At 41.1% G+C, this 17,089-nt stretch carries 19 protein-coding genes, 1 tRNA gene and 1 pseudogene; 8 read left to right on the plus strand and 13 right to left on the minus strand.

Features of this window, described 5'->3' with window-relative positions; genetic code table 11:
* Window positions 1-213 precede the first annotated feature (213 nt).
* On the minus strand, window positions 214-1,866 hold the full coding sequence (locus A4S05_RS12520) for a Ppx/GppA phosphatase family protein (protein ID WP_069070157.1): 1,653 nt from the start codon (window positions 1,864-1,866) through the stop codon (window positions 214-216).
* 411 nt (window positions 1,867-2,277) lie between these two features.
* On the opposite strand from A4S05_RS12520, the gene A4S05_RS12525 reads away from it, so the two are divergent.
* Complete coding sequence (locus A4S05_RS12525) at window positions 2,278-3,159, plus strand: 4-hydroxybenzoate solanesyltransferase (RefSeq protein ID WP_069070182.1); 882 nt, start codon at window positions 2,278-2,280, stop codon at window positions 3,157-3,159.
* Between the two features lie 47 nt (window positions 3,160-3,206).
* A complete protein-coding gene (locus A4S05_RS12530; protein WP_141699708.1) occupies window positions 3,207-3,953 on the plus strand; it encodes a DsbA family protein in 747 nt (248 codons plus the stop codon).
* Window positions 3,954-4,375: 422 nt separating this feature from the next.
* On the opposite strand, the gene A4S05_RS12535 is transcribed toward A4S05_RS12530, so the two are convergent.
* The 6 genes from A4S05_RS12535 to A4S05_RS40255 all read right to left on the minus strand — a co-directional run bounded on the left by A4S05_RS12535 (window position 4,376) and on the right by A4S05_RS40255 (window position 7,157).
* The gene (locus A4S05_RS12535; protein ID WP_069070159.1) at window positions 4,376-4,819 is read right to left on the minus strand and encodes an acyl-CoA thioesterase; all 444 of its coding nucleotides are present in this window, start codon (window positions 4,817-4,819) and stop codon (window positions 4,376-4,378) included.
* Between the two features lie 111 nt (window positions 4,820-4,930).
* Complete coding sequence (locus tag A4S05_RS12540) at window positions 4,931-5,320, minus strand: tautomerase family protein (protein ID WP_069070160.1); 390 nt, start codon at window positions 5,318-5,320, stop codon at window positions 4,931-4,933.
* A 4-nt stretch (window positions 5,321-5,324) separates the two neighbouring features.
* Window positions 5,325-5,912, minus strand: a complete 588-nt coding sequence (locus A4S05_RS12545; protein ID WP_069070161.1) for a TetR/AcrR family transcriptional regulator — start codon at window positions 5,910-5,912, stop codon at window positions 5,325-5,327.
* Window positions 5,913-6,148: 236 nt separating this feature from the next.
* Window positions 6,149-6,220 (minus strand) — tRNA-Val (locus tag A4S05_RS12550).
* 137 nt (window positions 6,221-6,357) lie between these two features.
* Entirely contained in the window at window positions 6,358-6,846 is a 489-nt protein-coding gene (locus A4S05_RS12555) for a DUF1499 domain-containing protein (RefSeq protein WP_069070162.1), read from the minus strand.
* Window positions 6,846-7,157, minus strand: a complete 312-nt coding sequence (locus A4S05_RS40255; RefSeq protein ID WP_141699709.1) for a hypothetical protein — start codon at window positions 7,155-7,157, stop codon at window positions 6,846-6,848. Before A4S05_RS40255 ends, A4S05_RS12555 begins: the two co-directional genes overlap by 1 nt.
* A 24-nt stretch (window positions 7,158-7,181) precedes the next feature.
* Here A4S05_RS40255 and A4S05_RS12560 point away from each other — a divergent pair, with 24 nt between their 5' ends.
* Window positions 7,182-7,445 (plus strand): hypothetical protein, encoded by a 264-nt coding sequence (locus A4S05_RS12560; RefSeq protein WP_069070163.1) that lies wholly within the window; start codon window positions 7,182-7,184, stop codon window positions 7,443-7,445.
* 4 nt (window positions 7,446-7,449) lie between these two features.
* Here A4S05_RS12560 and A4S05_RS12565 read toward each other — a convergent pair whose 3' ends face one another.
* Both A4S05_RS12565 and A4S05_RS12570 read right to left on the minus strand, forming a co-directional pair.
* Entirely contained in the window at window positions 7,450-8,358 is a 909-nt protein-coding gene (locus A4S05_RS12565; protein ID WP_069070164.1) for a DUF1338 domain-containing protein, read from the minus strand.
* A gap of 167 nt (window positions 8,359-8,525) precedes the next feature.
* Window positions 8,526-9,875 carry an acetyl ornithine aminotransferase family protein gene (locus tag A4S05_RS12570; RefSeq protein ID WP_069070165.1) on the minus strand — a complete coding sequence of 450 codons (1,350 nt, stop codon included), beginning with the start codon at window positions 9,873-9,875 and terminating at the stop codon, window positions 8,526-8,528.
* Between the two features lie 323 nt (window positions 9,876-10,198).
* On the opposite strand from A4S05_RS12570, the gene A4S05_RS41550 reads away from it, so the two are divergent.
* The 3 genes from A4S05_RS41550 to A4S05_RS12580 all read left to right on the plus strand — a co-directional run bounded on the left by A4S05_RS41550 (window position 10,199) and on the right by A4S05_RS12580 (window position 11,185).
* Window positions 10,199-10,360 (plus strand): hypothetical protein, encoded by a 162-nt coding sequence (locus A4S05_RS41550; RefSeq protein ID WP_176726991.1) that lies wholly within the window; start codon window positions 10,199-10,201, stop codon window positions 10,358-10,360.
* Between the two features lie 106 nt (window positions 10,361-10,466).
* Window positions 10,467-10,739 carry a DUF2281 domain-containing protein gene (locus tag A4S05_RS12575; RefSeq protein WP_069070166.1) on the plus strand — a complete coding sequence of 91 codons (273 nt, stop codon included), beginning with the start codon at window positions 10,467-10,469 and terminating at the stop codon, window positions 10,737-10,739.
* A 2-nt stretch (window positions 10,740-10,741) separates the two neighbouring features.
* The gene (locus A4S05_RS12580; protein ID WP_069070167.1) at window positions 10,742-11,185 is read left to right on the plus strand and encodes a type II toxin-antitoxin system VapC family toxin; all 444 of its coding nucleotides are present in this window, start codon (window positions 10,742-10,744) and stop codon (window positions 11,183-11,185) included.
* Window positions 11,186-11,319: 134 nt separating this feature from the next.
* Here A4S05_RS12580 and A4S05_RS12585 read toward each other — a convergent pair whose 3' ends face one another.
* Window positions 11,320-11,907, minus strand: coding sequence for a DUF2808 domain-containing protein (locus tag A4S05_RS12585; protein WP_069070183.1), 588 nt, complete (start codon window positions 11,905-11,907; stop codon window positions 11,320-11,322).
* Between the two features lie 22 nt (window positions 11,908-11,929).
* Complete coding sequence (locus A4S05_RS12590; RefSeq protein ID WP_069070168.1) at window positions 11,930-12,367, minus strand: DoxX family protein; 438 nt, start codon at window positions 12,365-12,367, stop codon at window positions 11,930-11,932.
* Window positions 12,368-12,563: 196 nt separating this feature from the next.
* Between A4S05_RS12590 and fabG the strand changes: the two genes are divergently transcribed.
* A complete protein-coding gene (gene fabG, locus A4S05_RS12595; protein WP_069070169.1) occupies window positions 12,564-13,259 on the plus strand; it encodes a 3-oxoacyl-ACP reductase FabG in 696 nt (231 codons plus the stop codon).
* 189 nt (window positions 13,260-13,448) lie between these two features.
* Here the strand turns inward: fabG and speY are convergent, their stop codons facing one another.
* Window positions 13,449-14,624, minus strand: a complete 1,176-nt coding sequence (gene speY / locus A4S05_RS12600; protein WP_069070170.1) for a homospermidine biosynthesis protein — start codon at window positions 14,622-14,624, stop codon at window positions 13,449-13,451.
* A 159-nt stretch (window positions 14,625-14,783) separates the two neighbouring features.
* Between speY and A4S05_RS12605 the strand changes: the two are divergent.
* Window positions 14,784-15,014 (plus strand): annotated as a pseudogene (locus A4S05_RS12605) (hypothetical protein); the annotation flags it as partial.
* A gap of 74 nt (window positions 15,015-15,088) precedes the next feature.
* Here A4S05_RS12605 and A4S05_RS12610 read toward each other — a convergent pair.
* Window positions 15,089-17,044: an ATP-binding protein gene (locus tag A4S05_RS12610; RefSeq protein WP_084227094.1), complete on the minus strand. Its 1,956-nt coding sequence runs from the start codon at window positions 17,042-17,044 to the stop codon at window positions 15,089-15,091.
* Between the last annotated feature and the right edge of the window lie 45 nt (window positions 17,045-17,089).

Below are 17,089 nucleotides of genomic sequence, written 5' to 3' on the forward strand. Positions count from 1 at the left end.
GCTTAAGTTGACACCAATGATCTGAATGCAATGCCTAAAATTTCAAATTTCTTCTTTCTCCCCTGCTCCTTTGCTCAAGAGCACCCCCTGCTGCCTCAACGATTTTACCTTTTCTTAGTGCTATTCGGTTGGGGTTCTTGTATCTCACTCAAGCGAGAAACTCCATACAAACTATGTACAGGTGCGTTACACTCCGTTAACGCACCCTAGTTTCTAAGACAAGCTAGTAACGCTAGACTTTTCTAAACTCGCTACTAATTTCACTCCAAATTCTTCCTCAAATACTCCTTTTTTATAATCTAAGCTCCAGAGTTCTAAAGCACAGTCATCATCAGTTTGAGAAGGGAAAATTAGCAAATTCACCTGCCGAAACTGTGAATAATACTCACATTGGACTTGAGCGATCGCACCAATTTGTCGTCTATCTAATGCCACCGCTAATCTGAGAATTGCACTCAATTGACTGACCATTTGTCGCTGGTGTTTAGTCAGCAAACTCTGGTAATTTTCATGTTTTTTCTTGGGCGGTGATTTGCGATGATAACGCGCTAAATTGGCAATGATTTCAATCTCGGTTTCTGTATAACCAAGCAATTCACCATTGCGAATTAGATAGTATGAGTGCTTGTGGTGAGACGAATGGCTGACATAATGACCGCAATTGTGTAATATTGCAGCCGCCCACAACAGTTGTCGTTCATCAGATCCCCAGTGGTGCAGAATACCTTGAGTTTGGTCAAATAAACTCTCGGCAAATTTTGCAACGCGATCGCTATATTCTAAGTTGACATGGTATTTATTAGCGAGTTTGAGAACATTCCGTTCCCGAACTGAACTTTGATAGCGCAGCTTATCTTCAATTAAACCGTGGGTTAGCATCCAGTCTACGATTACGCCTTCCCTCAGAGAACGTTCACAAACTGTGACCGATTCACTACCCAAAAGGGTCATCGCTTCCTGTAATATTACTGCGCCAGCAAGTATAACTTCAGATCGTTTATCGGGCATCCCAGGAATGGTAGCCTTTTCTGAATTACTGAGTTTCCGCAAGCGATTTACCAACTCTCGCAAGTCTTTAAGACTAAACTGATAGCCGTTGAGTGTGGAAGGAATGACACCTGACTTTTCTCGCGCATGAATCATCGCCAGGGTTTCAATTGTGCCAGATGTACCTACCAAACGCGGAGATTCCCCAAACTCTAGGTTTGTTAGTAACTCATCCACAGAACGTTCTAACATCCCGCGTGCGTATGCTTGTAAATACTGAAACTCAGTGTTGCTGATGGGATCGGTAGTGATTAACTCGCTAGTGAGTCGCACTGCACCGACTTTGGTACTGGTGAGAGTGCGTGCTTGGTGACTATCGCCCAAAACTAACTCTGTGGAACCACCGCCAATATCAACAATCATGTGGGGCTGGTTGTGAAATTCCATCCCCGACAACACGCCAAGATAGATTCGCCGCGCTTCTTCTTGACCAGAAATCAAGTCAACGCTTAAACCCAACTCCGTTTCTATTTTGTGCAAAAAATCCTTACCATTGGGGGCTTCCCGCACAGCACTAGTTGCCACAGCGATGATTGTTTCAACGTTGATAGTTTTGGCAACTTCTTGGAAACGTCCTAAAGCAGCGATCGCCTTTTTAATGATCTCCGGTTTGAGTTCCCCTGTCGTCAGATCGCGATCGCCAAGTCTCACAGTTTCTTTTTCTCTGGCAATAATGCTGAAAGCTGGTAGTGTGGGGTCAATCTTCACTACTACCATGTGTAAAGAATTTGTTCCCAGGTCAATGGCAGCAATAATCCGGTCTTGCTTAGGTGGTTGAGTTGTAGCACTCTCCCAGCTAGCCGAAACTAAATTCAGCATCTAGTTTTCTCTCTTTATAAGAAATGATGGCAAACGGTGGTATGTCGGGGTAGCTGGCACTGATATTTATTGCAACACACTAGCTCAAACTGAGTACTGAGTTTTGAGTAAACTAACAATACTCAGCAATCTTCATTTTTGGCTGAGGGTAATTGAGCTAAGTATATTCACCCTACTGCTTCTAACCTAGTGACTATTTAAAGATATTTAAAGTTGCCACTTGAGGTTATGTTTTTACAAATAACAAATAACGTTATTCTATAGATGTAAAGATGTGTGAATTAAAGAATAGGGCATGGGGAATGGGGCATGGAGAATGGGAAATAGGAGCAAGGTGAGAAATAACTAATGCCCAATGCCCAATGCCCAGTACCCAGTACCCAATCCCCAGTACCCACAGTACCCAATTCTATGCTAACGACACCAGAACGCCCCCAGGAACCAGTTTGGCTTACAATTATCCGACTTTTGCGATGGCATAAACCAGAAGGACGGTTAATTTTAATGATTCCTGCCCTTTGGGCTGTATTTTTGGCAGCTGCGGGGAAACCACCTTTACCTCTGGTTGGTGTGCTTATATTGGGTACTCTGGCCACGAGTGCGACTGGGTGCGTAGTTAATGATTTGTGGGATCGAGATATTGATCCAGAAGTGGAGAGAACACGCGATCGCCCCCTCGCTTCTCGCGCCTTGTCTGTGAAAGTTGGGATTGTAGTTGCGATCGTCTCGCTAACATGTGCAGCAGTCTTGGCTTTTTATCTTAATCCCCTGAGTTTCTGGTTATGTGTGGCAGCAGTGCCAGTAATTCTGCTTTATCCAGGCGCAAAGCGGGTGTTTCCCGTACCGCAACTGGTACTTTCCATTGCTTGGGGTTTTGGTGTGTTGATTAGCTGGAGTGCAGTCACACAAACCATCTCCCAACCAACTTGGTTACTTTGGGGCGCGACTGTACTGTGGACATTGGGATTTGATACAGTTTACGCCATGAGCGACAAGGAAGACGATCGCCGCATTGGTGTTAATTCTAGCGCTCTATTTTTTGGAAATTATGCCCCTGTAGCTATTGGAATTTTCTTTGCTGGCACAATCTTGTTATTGGCTTGGTTAGGCATAGTCATAAATCTGCACTTAGCCTTCTGGATTAGCCTTGCAGTTGCTACTATCGGATGGGTTTGGCAGTCTCTACGATTAACAAAGCAAGACTTACCTAACCATGTTTATGGTGAGATGTTCCGGCAAAATGTGTGGATTGGTTTTATTTTACTTGCTGGGATGATTGCTGGATCTTTTTAACAACTAATGTATAGAATCCCCTTGAAGAAGTATTTATGAGTTTTTGTATGGGTAGATTAATTCAATATCTACGTACTTGGGCAGCAATAGGTTTATTCTGTTTGCTTATCACTTGGTCATTTCCTGCACAAGCTACCAGCACCATTGATCCAAAGTTGGAACAGCAAGTATTACAAATTATCCGAGAACACCCAGAGGTGATGATTGAATCTGTTCAAGCCTATCAGCAGCAACAACAACAGAAAATCAAACAATTACGGCAAGCATTTGTACAGGATTTCAAAACGAATCCTCAAATAGTCATTGGTGAGTCTCCCACTATAGGTTCAACTCAATCAAAAACTGTGCTGATAGAATTTTCCGATTTTCAATGTCCCTATTGTGCAGAGGCGCATAAAACATTGAAAAATTTGTTAGCAAAGTATCCAGATAACTTAAGATTAGTTTACAAGAATTTACCGCTGACTTCAATTCATACTGAAGCATTGCCAGCTGCGACAGCGGCTTGGGCTGCACATCAGCAGGGTAAGTTTTGGGAATATTATGATGCCCTATTTACTAATCAAAAAAAACTAGGTGAAGCGTTATATTTAGATATTGCTAAAAACCTGAATTTGGATTTGGGTAAATTTAAACGTGACTTGACTCTTGCCACACCCGCAATTAATCAAGATATCCAGCTAGCTGAAAAATTGGCTGTTTCTGGCACACCTTTCTTTGTAATTAATAGTCCAAGTTTTTCAGGAGTAGTGCAGCTAGCAGACATCAAAAATATATTGGCTGATGCCAAGTAAGATGATGTATCTAACAAATGGATTTACGTTGCTTTGATGATCGCTAGTATCCAGCAATAAGCTTGATACTTTTATACTGCGTGACTATTGTATCTCCATAAGAACTGTTTAGATAAATACCTCTTTATTTAACAATAATGTGCATCTTTAGTTAGAGGTTTAGTGCATCAGTAAACTGTTGTACTTGAGGCAAGTGTAAGGAGTAGCTTATGAGGAGTAACGAAGAGAAATTTTCCTTACTCCTCATGTTCTTAAAGATAGCTTTCGGCAACTTTCGTAAGACGCTCACCCAACTCTTTTCCTTTCTGTTTACCATGTTAATAAAGTGCAACTAACCCCACTTCCGTAGCGCTATCTGACGCACAAGAATTTGATTTATGAAAAAATCTCAGTTGGTGTGTTAGTAGTAACGCTTCTAATTGTTAAAGTTTCTGAATCCCTTGTTGATACTGTAAATATTTATTCTGTAATTCCTCTGGAATAGGAACAAGACGATTATTTTGCAAACTGACAAAACCACCCTTCTGACTAGCCACTGCTGCTAACTCATTGTTAGATAAAATTTCAGCTTGCACAGTCCACTTCAAGCGTCCTAAATTACTCAGCCATAAACGTCCAATCACTTGATCAATAATCTTTATCGGGCGTTTATATTCAATTTCAGTTCCAGCTAGAATCGGTGTATATCCTTGCTCAATTTGTTGATTGAGTCGCCAATGTTCATCTAAAAACTTTAAACGTAAATCCTCTAGCCATCTGATATACACAATATTGCTGACTATTCCCATAAAGTCAATGTCGTATGTTTTTACAGGAATTGCTAATACTACTTCTAATGGTCTGTGTAAGTTTTTATTTACTAGCATTCTTTCTCCCAGAATTTTTAAGTCCACTCGGTCTGTAAAAGCTTAAAATAATTTTATCTTTTAAGCATTGGTAAATATTAATTGTCTAATAAACCATTGAGCATCATAGTTTCAGACTTCTACTTTGTAGTTTAAAATTAACTCATCACCAGTTAAACCTCTAATTCCCCAGTTATATTTAGGCGTTTCAAAAATTGTGATTTCAATATCGTACACAGGAATATTCAAGTTTTCATTAATATTTTTAATCAGCAGGTGAATTAACTGTTTTTTTGTTTCCACTGAGCGCCCCTCAAACATGCTAATTTCGATAATCAGATAATTATCTGATCTATCAGATGGATAGTAAAAATCTGATTGATCCAGTGGGAAAAAACGGTGAAATCTTTTTTCAGGGGTAAGCTGTAAAACTTCAATGACAGAGGTATGGATTATATTTGATAGTTCACTTTTAACAAGATTTAATTTATCTGCTAAACCATATACCTTGATTTGTACCATAAATTTAAAGGTGAGTTTCCAAGTACTGATTTAGGTGATTAATTACCCTGTGCATATGAATAGAATCTCCATAAAGCTTGCTCATCATTATGGCTCCCTCTAATGTTGCAATTATGATAGTAGCGATTTCATCAGCACTCACTTCTGGGCAAATTTCACCCTTTTCAATTCCCGTTTCAATAATTCGACGAATCAGATGCAGCCAAGAGTTCATTGCTTGTTGAGCACGTTCTCGCAGCGCCGGATGAGCATCATCACTCTCCACAGCAGTATTCAGCAGTGGACACCCTCCCTTGATAGGTGGATTTTCTGCGAAGCTACTAAATATGCTAATGATTGCTTGCAGGCGTTCTACTGCGTGGCGTTTGCTTCGTAATGCAAATCTAGTATGCTGTTTGATGTGAGCGATCGCAAAATCAAAAGCCTGTAGTGCCAGATCATCTTTGCTTTGGAAGTGATTGTAAATTCCTCCTTTTTGCAATCCAGTAACACGCATGATGTCTGACATCGATGAGCCTGCATAACCCTGTTGGTTAAACAATTCAGCTGCTTGGTGGAGAATCCTGCTTTTTGTTTCTTCGCCTTTGGACATTAGAGCGATTTTTGGAGGGGGAATTTATTTAATTGAAAATTGCTATAAATAAAATATTACCGACCGAATGGCCTGATTGAAAATAGCATAATATTTGCTTGTAAGTCAATATTTTTTTGCCCTGAGTGATGAACTAGGCATTATTCTAAAATCTCCTTTCAGAAGATGTCATAAAATGGCATACTTTACTGAAGGATATGTTAATTAGTTTGGCTGAAAGCTTTACTGTGTATGAGTGGGCGATACTGGATTTGAACCAGTGACCCCATCCGTGTGAAGGATGTGCGCTACCCCTGTGCTAATCGCCCAAGACTTCTTATATTATCATAAATTACTATCATTTACGCTATTTTTTCAATATTATGCAAATTAAATAAAGTGTTTCAGACAGAATATGGAGTGCCTAACTCATGACTGGAAGTCACGAGTGTACGGCTTACAAAAATCAAATATTTAAATCACGTAGAGCCAGACGAATTTGCTCGCATCGTCTGCGGTTGACACCGAGATCCGACTCTCCCACGCGAGATGCCGAGCGCAGATGAATTACTGACTCATGGGGAGGTAAATAAAACTCTACATCATCAACAAATTTGAAGATGCGGCTTTTAGAAAGAGCGTGGATGTAATTATCTGTTTGTTCTACAATTTCTGTACGGGGAACAACGCCGATAACTTTTAGTAAGATTTCTCTGGCTGCATTTCGGTCTACATGATAGGGAATCGGGTCGATGGCGTGTTTGGAATCTGCGTTTTGACTGACAACACAGTTGTCTGAAGCCGGACAAGAACTAAGATGACCATTATCAACTCCCAGGCTAGAAGAAGCCCAAGTAGCCCCAGGAAGTATTAAACTACTAATCAAAGTTAAGAGTATTGCAAAAGCGATACTCCGCAAGAATCGCTGCCGGAAAGCTGTTAGCAGACGAGACATCATAAATTTACTCCTTGTGTTCGGTCATTTCGGGTGAGCATTGCTAGTTGCGGGTTCGCTCTACACATTATCATCCATCCCGGTACACTCTGAGTTTGGGCAATCCGAATGCACCCGCGCCACCAGTCCCTTGTGCCTATTCCTTTTGCCATTATTGCTGCCAATAAAGGAATAAAGCTAAAAAGTGACCAATAATTCAGATTTCTATTGATTACGAACCCAAAATCATTAGTAGGGCTTGCTACTGCATTCCCTGGTGATTCCAGCTTTGACTCAGAAGAATTGGCTGGTATCGGCTTCGTTGTGGCCAATGTTAGAAAGTTTAATGGTTGTAGATGAACATAGGAATAATCCAGGCTTACAGTAACGGGTTTTTAGAAATTGTACCAGAGAGCGATTATTGGCAGATTGCAGCTATACACATCAATGGCCAAGCCTACTGCCCTACTCCTCAGCTTTATCGATCAGAAAAAGTGGCATTAGCAAAAGCTACACAAATTTATGATTGGATAGCTGACCACGAACAGCAAATCAGTGATGAGACTTGCTACTGCTCTGAATTGAAACTCATCTTATGGCAGCAACCAAAAGTATTTTAGTTGACTATAGACGAGTCATTTCAAACAATTGCTGGGCATTACTTCCTAAAAAAGCATCAAAAAGTACCTGCTTTCCAGATTCCACTTCTACTAAATAGCGTTGGGCAATTTCATAATAGGCGTAAGTCCAAGGAATCTGAATTTCTGCACCACTATCATCATCTAACACTGTCACCATTGACCTTACTGCTTGAGTTGCAGTTTGCCGCAAACCACAAGCAACATTTCCCTCTATTTCTGCTTTCATTGGTACACCCAGATTAGCTAAAGCACTGGCGGTAGTATCTATGTCTGGATATTCTGGAGTATTCTGTCCGTTGACATAGCCTGTAAAGTGGTTGACAGCATATCCGTGCAGCAACACCCAAGCCCCATACTGAGTAACCTGATTCACCTCTTCGATAACAGAACGTTGGGGAGGTTGCCAAGGGCGGATGAAAACTTGCTGGAGTCGTTTGGCGATGGTTTCAATGTTCCCATCTTTTTTGAGAAGATTAAGGGGTGAGGTGAGTTCGTTTGGGATTGAAGATACTGTTTTAGAGATGAGTTGGGCAATATTAGTAGGTAATTCATCGACAATCAACTCACTGATAAACAGTTTGGGCAAGTTAAATTCCTCTTGCTGCTGATGACGATAATGACGGGCGTACAGATGGGTTTGAGCAAAAGTATATTCTCCAGCCGCCACGTAACCCAAGGCTTCTGCAAGTTGCCCAAGGTAGTCAATTCCCAAGTTAAGTTTACCTTGTGGAGTATCTACTAATAAACGCAAAGACCGAAAGGCGATGTGGTCGTTGGCGACAGTCCCACCCGCAGTAGTAATCATTTGCTGGTAGGTACGAGCATGATTTACCCTCGCACTGTATTCTTGCCAAAGTAATTTCCATAAATGAAGGGCTATTTCGGTTTTCATATAGATTAGTTATTTGTCATTTGTCATTTGTCAAGGAAGGGTCAAAAGTTAGGAAATCTCCTTCTGCACCCTATTTCCCACTCTCTTCATCTTTTAATACCAGTTAAATTAATGATTGCAACACATCCTTGGGTAAAGACGCGATGAATCGCGTCTCTACAAATGGTCTATTTGTCGCATTCTTTTTTCAAATTGGTATAAGAACTTAAAATCTCGCTGATAATCTGAAGGGCGATTTTAATTTGGTCGCTGTCGATAACTAGAGGTGGACAGAAGCGAATTGCTGCTTTACCGCAACCTAGTAATAATAAACCTCGTAAAAAAGCTTCTTGGATAATGCGATCGCGCAATTTATGATTGAGATTACCCTGTTCATCCAATAAATCTACCGCTACCATCAAACCTTTACCTCGTGGCAACGATACTCTGGGATATTTTTGATGCAACTCGGTAAGACTAGCTTGTAATAATTCTCCCATCTGGGTAGCGTTGGTCATCAAACCACTTTCTAGCAGTCGCAGTGTGGCAATACCAGCAGCACAAGCTACAGGATTACCGCCAAATGTAGTAGCGTGAGAACCGGGAGGCCAAGTCATTAACTCTGGTCTGGCAAGTATCGCTCCTAATGGCATACCACTAGCGATACCTTTAGCAGTAGTAATGATATCAGGCATCACACCCCAATGCTCGATCGCAAATAGACGACCAGTCCGCCCCATCCCTGCTTGTACTTCATCCACTACCATCAGAATACCGTGGCGATCGCAAATCTCCCGAATCCGTTGCAAAAAACCATCTTCGGGGACGATATATCCACCTTCTCCCTGAATCGGTTCGACTACGATCGCCGCGACTTCTTGCGGTGGTAAAATAGTCGTGAATAGCTGTTGTTCCAGGTAATCTAAGCTAGCGTGAGTGCCGTAGGGGATATGAGTAACCCCAGGAACTAAAGGCCCAAAGTTAGCTCGCTGCACTGCTTTGGAACCAGTGAGAGACATTGCTCCATAAGTGCGTCCGTGAAATGCACCTAAGAATGCCACGATTAGCGATCGCTTGGTGTAATATCGAGCTAGTTTAATCGCTCCTTCGTTGGATTCTGCCCCGGAATTGGTGAAAAATATTCTTGCGGGAAACCCAGTATCACTGTGTGGCTGGGGAAAGGGAGCGCGAATTGCCAATTGTTCCGCTAGTTCCACCATCGGCTCATAATAAAAATCTGTCCCTGACATGTGCAGCAAACGCGCCGACTGTTCTTGAATCGCTTTGACGACTTCCGGGTGGGCGTGTCCGGTGGCGGTAACGGCAATACCTGCGGTCATATCCAGAAATACATTGCCATCCACATCTTCTACCATACAGCCCTGACCGCGAGATACAACTAACGGGTAATCGCGGGTATAAGAAGGGGAAGTTACGGCGCGATCGCGTTGTACAATTGCTTGAGCGCGAGGCCCAGGTAAAGAAGTTATTAAATGGGGTATACGAGGTAAATTTAAGTTAATAGGTATACTTAACATAATTTTTTTCAATTTTTTAAAGATTACTGATGATTAAACGCTAAAGCTTGATTGCTTACAGTAGCATTTGATTCCATTGGTGTAGAAATTACGCATTTACCGAAAAAGCTTCATAGTAAAGATTTTCGTATTTTGTAAGACTTTGCCCGTTTTTATAACACAACTTTTGCGATCGCGTCATATTATATTTTTTGAAGCATAACAGCTTCACTATTAGATGTCAGGGTGCAAGCTACAGAACATTTGTTGAGAGAATCTGTACTACATCCACAGGAGAATGGCTATATGCAAAAATTAATACAAGTCTCTGAGATAATTAACCAATGACTTGGGCATCTGGACAAAAGTTACACCGCGATCGGTATGAAATTAAACAAGATTTAAGACAGGAAAACTTCGCTATTACTTATCTTGCGGAGAATCAGGATGGCAAGAATGTTGTAATTAAAACATTGGATTGCAATTTACTTAATCCATTTAAATAGGCGATGCACTAGGGCGTATACTTGCCAAACACAAAAACCGCAATCGACATTAGATAATATATAAATCAATACCCAGTTTTTGAACCTTGTAAACACAGGGCCAATAATGACTACTAAGGAACAAATTAATCAAGAACTAGAAAAATTACCTGAACCCTTATTACAGGAAATTTTAGACTTTGTGCAATTTTTGCAAGCCAAATATCAAACAAACAGCATATCTTCAGATAGCCAATCTGCTCAGATGCTTACAACAGAGCATACCTTAACAGGTTCTACTGCTGAAGATTTATTAGAATTTGTCGGCAGTTGGGAAGGTTCAGATATTAGAGAATGCCTGCAACTAGTTCATGACAGTCGGATGCCTCTAGAATTTTAATTATGTATCTACTAGATACTAATCACTGTTCTTTCTTGATGGAAGGTGTGCCTAGCGTTGTAAATCACTTGCGATCGCTTGGTCAGGTACAATTAGCAACCAGTGTTATTGTTGCTGGTGAGTTGCACTTTATGGCACAAAACTCACATCAAAAAGCTGCTAATTTAATAAAAATTAATGCATTTCTCAAACGAATTAACCTATACGGGATCGACAAAGAAACAACAGAAATCTACGGTGATTTTAAATCAGAAATTATCAAACAATTCGGCCCAAAAGAAAAAAATAAACGTAAAACAACCAAACTAAATACCATAGGCATTAGTGAAAATGACCTCTGGATAGCTGCTACAGTTTTACGTCATTCATTGACTCTTGTTTCATCTGATAGCGACTTTGAGCGAATGCGACAAGTAAGAGAAATTTCTTGGGAAAGTTGGGTGTAAATTAAACAGGTTAAAAAAACAGCTAATTTACACCTACTCAATTAATTCAAAAACTTCTCCACACATCTCACAAATATTTCCACACCCATTCCCAACGCCGTACTTGTAGAAAATATTCCCCATTCCTATCCCCTCTATCGAAACCACCAGCTTCCCCTATTGTTGTAGAACTGAAACCGTCCAAAGCCAAGAAATTGACCATGAGATTTTTCACCTACAGGAAATGCTGTGACACCCAATAAGTAGACACCAGAAAAGCTGGGATTACTCACAGGGCGGAGGGCGATTGTAATTGTCTGTCCCGGAATCACAGGTGGGTCAAAGTTTACAATAACCGTGCGTGTCTTGCGCTCGTTTGTGACTGGGCCTAGTTTCAGTTGGGTTTCTTTGCGTAGGCGTAGCCCGCCGTAGGCATCGCGTGTTCCGACAAATGCGCGGGTATCATTAAGGTCATAGCGGATGTTTTCTGCTCCCTCTTTTTGTGCGATCGTTACCTTTTGGAGGGATTCTCCAGCATTCTCCGGCACATTGATGGTGAAATAGTAAGTTGCGCCCCAAACGTTCACATCTTTGTAAGTAGTTGTCGCATCAACAAGTTTCGGCGGTTGGACAAAATAGACTATGCCATCTCTGAGTTGCACAGCTTGAGTCACCGGAACCGAAACTGCTCCAATGCCTATTGCTAACGAGAGTGTTATCTTAAACAAAGTTGCAACGCGCATCATTTAAATATAAAAAACGCACTCAATCCAATTCTAGTTCTTTAGGAATAAGTGACTTGGGGATAATAGAAGCTTGTTTTTCCCCAAACGAAGGTTTTGTGTACCACCAAGCCCAAGCAATTAAAACAGCTTGGAAGGGAAGTCTAACTACGTGTACCCAAGGTGAGTTTGGTATATGTTCTAGCTGAATATGATTAACCGCCATGTTGATATTGGCTGGGAAAACCGCAATAAAAAGAGCAATCAGTCCCCAAGCAGCAGCTTGACTTACAGGCGGGACTAATAACCCAATACCACCCAAAATTTCATAAAAGCCACTGAGATAAACTAATCCTAAAGGATAAGGAAGTTGCGGTGGCATAATTTTGACGTATGGTTCTGGAATCACAAAATGTGTCACTCCAACCACAATGATGGATATGGCAAGGACAACACGTAAGATTTCTTTATACTTCTTCATTAGAATTCTCCAAGAAAACCTGCCCTTTGAGGACGGGGAGGGAATGCACAAAAAGCGCTAAAGGGCATTGTCATTATCTAGACAAGCTGACGCTGGTTTTAAATTTACCAAATGCTGGCGATAGCTGCGCCAACGAGACGCTGCGCGAACGACAACGCGCTATCTTGAAAAATGAACTTTCAAGTATGCGAAACTGATGAAAGGCAAGCAAGTTTTACTCACAGGTGGTACTGGTGGACTAGGTTTAGGTGTGACACCAGTGATTCTCGCCCAAGGTGCAGAGGTGACAATTCCTTATCGGAATATCAAAGATGTTGAACGCCTCAAGAGCATTCTTTCACCTACTGATTTTGCCAAACTTTCCTTTGTCCCCTCTAATCTGGAGGAAGAAGCTTCGGTAGAAAATCTCATCAACCACATAGGACGGGTGGATGTGTTAATTCATTTGGTAGGTGGCTTTTCGATGGGGAAAACCCATGAATATAGTTTTTCCAGTTGGAAACACGAATTAGATATCAACTTGAATACTACTTTCTTGACTTGCAAATATAGCCTGAAAAAAATGTTGGAACATGGCTATGGACGTATTGTCACAGTAGGTTCTAAAGCAGCTGTGGAACCTGCTGGGCAATTTGCAGCATATTCCGCTGCTAAAGCTGGTGTGGTAGCTTTGACACAAGCGATCGCAGATGAAACTAAAGGTACTAATATCACCGCTAATGTTGTCCTTCCCAGCGTCATTGATACCCCCAACAACCGTAAAGCAATGGGTGCAGAAAATGCTGACAAATGGGTTAAACCTGAATCTTTGGCGCAAATAATTTGTTTTTTAGGTTCAGAAGCAGCTAAAGATATTCGAGGTGCAGCAATTCCTGTCTACGGCAATATTTAGTTGATTCCAATAGTCTTTGTTGAAAATGTTACCGACAGGCTTATTTTAAAGCAAAAGTTAGCAAGGCAAAGAGAAGATGACAACTTATTTGTTGATTGGAAAAAAGGGATGAAAGGGGAGTGGGAAGTGGTGCATATTAAAATTCCCTACTCCCTACTCCCTACTCCCTACTCCCTATTCCCTATTCCCCTAATGAGAATTTGGAATCAGCCGGCCACAGGGATAAGTCGCTGTTTGCTGTGAAGCACTTTCAGCAACCGCTGCTGGAACTTTATCCGATGGTTGAGTTTTGGCTGCTAGATAGTCTTTTTGCAGTTTCGCTAAAATGGCTTCTCGCCTGTCGTACACACGCTTCAGGGGACGAGGCTGGCATTTATTTAACACATACGCTGTTACCAGTGGTAGAGCGATCGTGCTATCGGTATAACAAACTATTGTGTTAGGTAACTCATCTGGGTCAATCTTACCCCAACTGACAGCTTCCGATGGGGTTGCTCCAGATAAACCGCCTGTATCTGGACGCGCATCGGTAAATTGTATAAAGTAATCGTGTCCTCGTTCTTCTAATCCTAAGACCTCGTGAAGTTGCGGTTGAGTTTGTAGCAAAAAATTCTTAGGGCTACCGCCACCGAGAATTACAGCCGCACTTTTACCTCCTGATTCACGGGCATTATATGCGATCGCTGCTGTCTCATTCACATCAATTGATGGATCTATCACCAATTGCGAACCCTCCAATGCTAAAGCCGCCACGTTCATCCCAATGGAACTATCTCCTGGAGAAGACGTATAAATCGGTACGCCATATTCATAAGCTGTAGCTAACAAGCAAGAATTCTGCACACCCAATTGCTTTTCTACTTCTCGAACATATTTACCTAGTAAATGGTGAAACTCAGCCGTTCCCATCCGCTTCTGAAACGCTTCTCCTTGGAGAATTTTGCGAATGAACGCATCAGTTTCTAGCAGCACATCGTAACCAAAGATAATGTCATAAATGCGGATCGTGCCTTCTTGACGCAGTTTCACATCATCCAAAAACGGATTACCAGCAAAGAGTTCAAAACCCAATCCGTAGTGCATATCGTGGTAAAGATTTGCACCAGTACTAATCATCCAGTCAATAAAGCCGTTGCGAATTAAGGGTGCAAGCGCTGAAACCCCGAATCCTGCTGGTGTCATCGCACCGGAAAGGCTAACTCCCACCGTGACGCCTTCCGTTAGCACATCACGACTCAGTAGTTGGCAGATTTCCCGCAACCGCGCTGAGTTGTAAGCGGTGAAGTATTGATCAATCAAATCCACCACATTGATATCATTTGATATAGGTGTGGGTGCGATTTTTTGACCCAGATGTTTAGACATTTTGGCACTCCCGAACAGTAAACACGCCCGAATCTAATGTTATCTAGCTTTCAGCCAAAGTGACAGCAATACTTTTTGATCACTAACTTGAAAAAGCAAGTGGGGAGTAGGAAAAGAAAGCTTTTTCAGCCCTTTTAGGATTTTCCTCTTCAAGCTAAATTTTTGCTTCAGGTAGAGCTTGGCTTTGCTCTCATGGAGTATTTGGAACTTGATGATGAGCCAGTCACCGCACCTTGGGCAATTTTGAGTGGAATGCCTTTGAGACATCCACGCTTACAGAGTTTGAATGAGATGGAACGTCGAGCGATCGCTAACACTCGCCAAATTGTTCCATTTTCAGCCCGTTTCGCCTGGTTAGGCGCATTGCGTTCTTTAAGTTCAGGAGATTAGAGATGGCGTTATTTCTACCACTTCCCTGAATAATTACGAATTTTTATCATTATTAATAGCGATGAAGGTCTTGATTAATTAGCCAACTGCTGCTGTTTTAAAGGTATGATAATGACAAATGTTGTACCCTGATATGGAGATGAAATACATTCAAGGGTTCCATAATGATTTTTAGTCACAATTTGATAACTAATTGACATACCCATTCCTGTACCTTTACCAATTGGTTTTGTAGTAAAGAAGGGATCAAAAATACGTTGTTTTATGTTTTCTGGTATACCCAGACCATTGTCGGAAATCTTAATTGCAATCTGATTGTGATTAATTATTTCTGTACGAATCTGAATCACGCTAGGAAGTTGTCGGATCTGCTGTTTAGTGCGTTGCTCATCTCGTTCTTCTAAGGCATCAATAGCATTAGTTAAAATATTCATAAAGACTTGATTAAGTTGACCTGCATAACACTCAATTAGAGGTAAATTTCCATACTCCTTAACAATTTCAATCCCTAGACAATTAGGTTTTGTTTTGAGGCGATTTTCTAAAATTAATAATGTACTATCAATTCCTTCATGAATATCAACTGCTTTATATTCAGCTTCATCTAGGCGAGAAAAATTTCGTAGAGAAAGGACAATTTCTCGAATACGCTCTGCTCCTATTTTTATTGAAGATAGAAGCTTCAGTAAATCTGCCATCAAAAAATCTAGGTCGATAGCCGCAATTTGTGATTGAATAACAGGAACAGGAGAAGGATAGTATTCTTGATATAAATTAATCAAATTTAGTAAGTTTTGAATGTAATCATGAGCAGGTGCAATATTGCCATAGATGAAGTTAACTGGATTATTGATTTCGTGAGCTACACCTGCTACTAGTTGTCCCAAAGAAGACATTTTTTCACTTTGGAGCATTTGGATTTGAGTGCGTTGTAATTCAAAGAGTGCTAACTCTAGTTGTTGAGTTTGTTGTCTGAGCTGCATTTCTGATTGTCGCAGTGCTTCTTCGGCAATTTTGCGATTGTCTGATTCAATGACCAGTCGCACGAAGTCAGTAATTGAGCCAATAAAACTTTCTTCTTCTAGTGTCCACTGACGCTGAGTTGCCAAATGTTCACAACAAACTACACCAATCACCTGCCCTTTAGACCAAATCCTGGCATCAAGCATCGAGGTAATTCCCAGTGGGGTCGTATAACTTGCAGAAAACTCCCAAGTACGAGGATCATTATGAACATCAGAAACTGCAATTACTTGTTCTTCCTTTAAAGCTTGAAAATACCTGGGGAAGTCGCAGAAAGATAATTCAAAACCATGACTGTGGCAATTATTCTCACGTTCATATAAGTCAATACATTGAATCCCTAGACCTTTTTCTGTGTATAACCAAACACTTACACGTTCGACATCAAGACCTAAACTAGCCACTTCCGTTACATATTGGATGGCAATTTGAAAATCATCATGTTGTAGTTTTTCACTTTGCACAAGTTGCTGTAGAGCATTGCTATGCCTGCGAAAGCGTTTCTCTGTTTCTTGGCGTTCATGAATTTCCTGTTCCAACTTATTCACTGTCTGACATAGTAAAGCAGTTTCAATTTTATTTTTGGAACCAATAAACCGAATTGAACCCACTAAAAATGAATTACCAACTTCATCAGAAAATAAGCTCTTTTTCGTAGAAATTATCCGAGTTTCACCTTGGTAATCTGTGATTAATTGCTCATGTTCATCACTCAAGCCTGTGGTGAATATTTGTTCATCTCTCTCCCAAAAAGCATCGGCTTCTGTTTTACAGAAGAAATCATAATCGGACTTACCAATTAGTTCTGCACGTTCATATCCCATGAACTGGCACAAGGCATCATTAACAAACATCCAACTGTGTTGCCTGTCTTTGACAAATATCGGATCTGTAATGCTGTTAAAAAGACTCCACAGAAAAGCCTGAGAAGATTGTTGCGGAACAATGTCGAAAAATACCATCTTGCTTAATCCTGCAAGGTACTGACTTTCTTCTGAGCTACTCATCCCAAATCAGGGATAAGTAGCTCAGAAGATTGCCTAAGTTCTTCC

Source organism: Nostoc sp. KVJ20 (assembly GCF_001712795.1).
Taxonomy (GTDB): Bacteria; Cyanobacteriota; Cyanobacteriia; order Cyanobacteriales; family Nostocaceae; genus Nostoc.

Bases quoted from the DNA above. Each gene is read 5' to 3' on its own strand.
- A4S05_RS12520 (WP_069070157.1), bottom strand. From the start codon at position 1,866: ATGCTGAATTTAGTTTCGGCTAGCTGGGAGAGTGCTACAACTCAACCA.
- A4S05_RS12580 (WP_069070167.1), top strand. From the start codon at position 10,742: ATGTATCTACTAGATACTAATCACTGTTCTTTCTTGATGGAAGGTGTG.
- A4S05_RS12555 (WP_069070162.1), bottom strand. From the start codon at position 6,846: ATGTCTCGTCTGCTAACAGCTTTCCGGCAGCGATTCTTGCGGAGTATC.
- A4S05_RS12585 (WP_069070183.1), bottom strand. From the start codon at position 11,907: ATGCGCGTTGCAACTTTGTTTAAGATAACACTCTCGTTAGCAATAGGC.
- A4S05_RS12590 (WP_069070168.1), bottom strand. From the start codon at position 12,367: ATGAAGAAGTATAAAGAAATCTTACGTGTTGTCCTTGCCATATCCATC.
- A4S05_RS12530 (WP_141699708.1), top strand. From the start codon at position 3,207: ATGGGTAGATTAATTCAATATCTACGTACTTGGGCAGCAATAGGTTTA.
- A4S05_RS12610 (WP_084227094.1), bottom strand. From the start codon at position 17,044: ATGAGTAGCTCAGAAGAAAGTCAGTACCTTGCAGGATTAAGCAAGATG.
- A4S05_RS12535 (WP_069070159.1), bottom strand. From the start codon at position 4,819: ATGCTAGTAAATAAAAACTTACACAGACCATTAGAAGTAGTATTAGCA.
- speY (WP_069070170.1), bottom strand. From the start codon at position 14,624: ATGTCTAAACATCTGGGTCAAAAAATCGCACCCACACCTATATCAAAT.
- A4S05_RS12570 (WP_069070165.1), bottom strand. From the start codon at position 9,875: ATGTTAAGTATACCTATTAACTTAAATTTACCTCGTATACCCCATTTA.
- A4S05_RS12525 (WP_069070182.1), top strand. From the start codon at position 2,278: ATGCTAACGACACCAGAACGCCCCCAGGAACCAGTTTGGCTTACAATT.
- A4S05_RS12560 (WP_069070163.1), top strand. From the start codon at position 7,182: ATGAACATAGGAATAATCCAGGCTTACAGTAACGGGTTTTTAGAAATT.
- A4S05_RS12545 (WP_069070161.1), bottom strand. From the start codon at position 5,912: ATGTCCAAAGGCGAAGAAACAAAAAGCAGGATTCTCCACCAAGCAGCT.
- A4S05_RS12565 (WP_069070164.1), bottom strand. From the start codon at position 8,358: ATGAAAACCGAAATAGCCCTTCATTTATGGAAATTACTTTGGCAAGAA.
- A4S05_RS12575 (WP_069070166.1), top strand. From the start codon at position 10,467: ATGACTACTAAGGAACAAATTAATCAAGAACTAGAAAAATTACCTGAA.
- A4S05_RS12540 (WP_069070160.1), bottom strand. From the start codon at position 5,320: ATGGTACAAATCAAGGTATATGGTTTAGCAGATAAATTAAATCTTGTT.
- A4S05_RS41550 (WP_176726991.1), top strand. From the start codon at position 10,199: ATGACTTGGGCATCTGGACAAAAGTTACACCGCGATCGGTATGAAATT.
- fabG (WP_069070169.1), top strand. From the start codon at position 12,564: ATGAAAGGCAAGCAAGTTTTACTCACAGGTGGTACTGGTGGACTAGGT.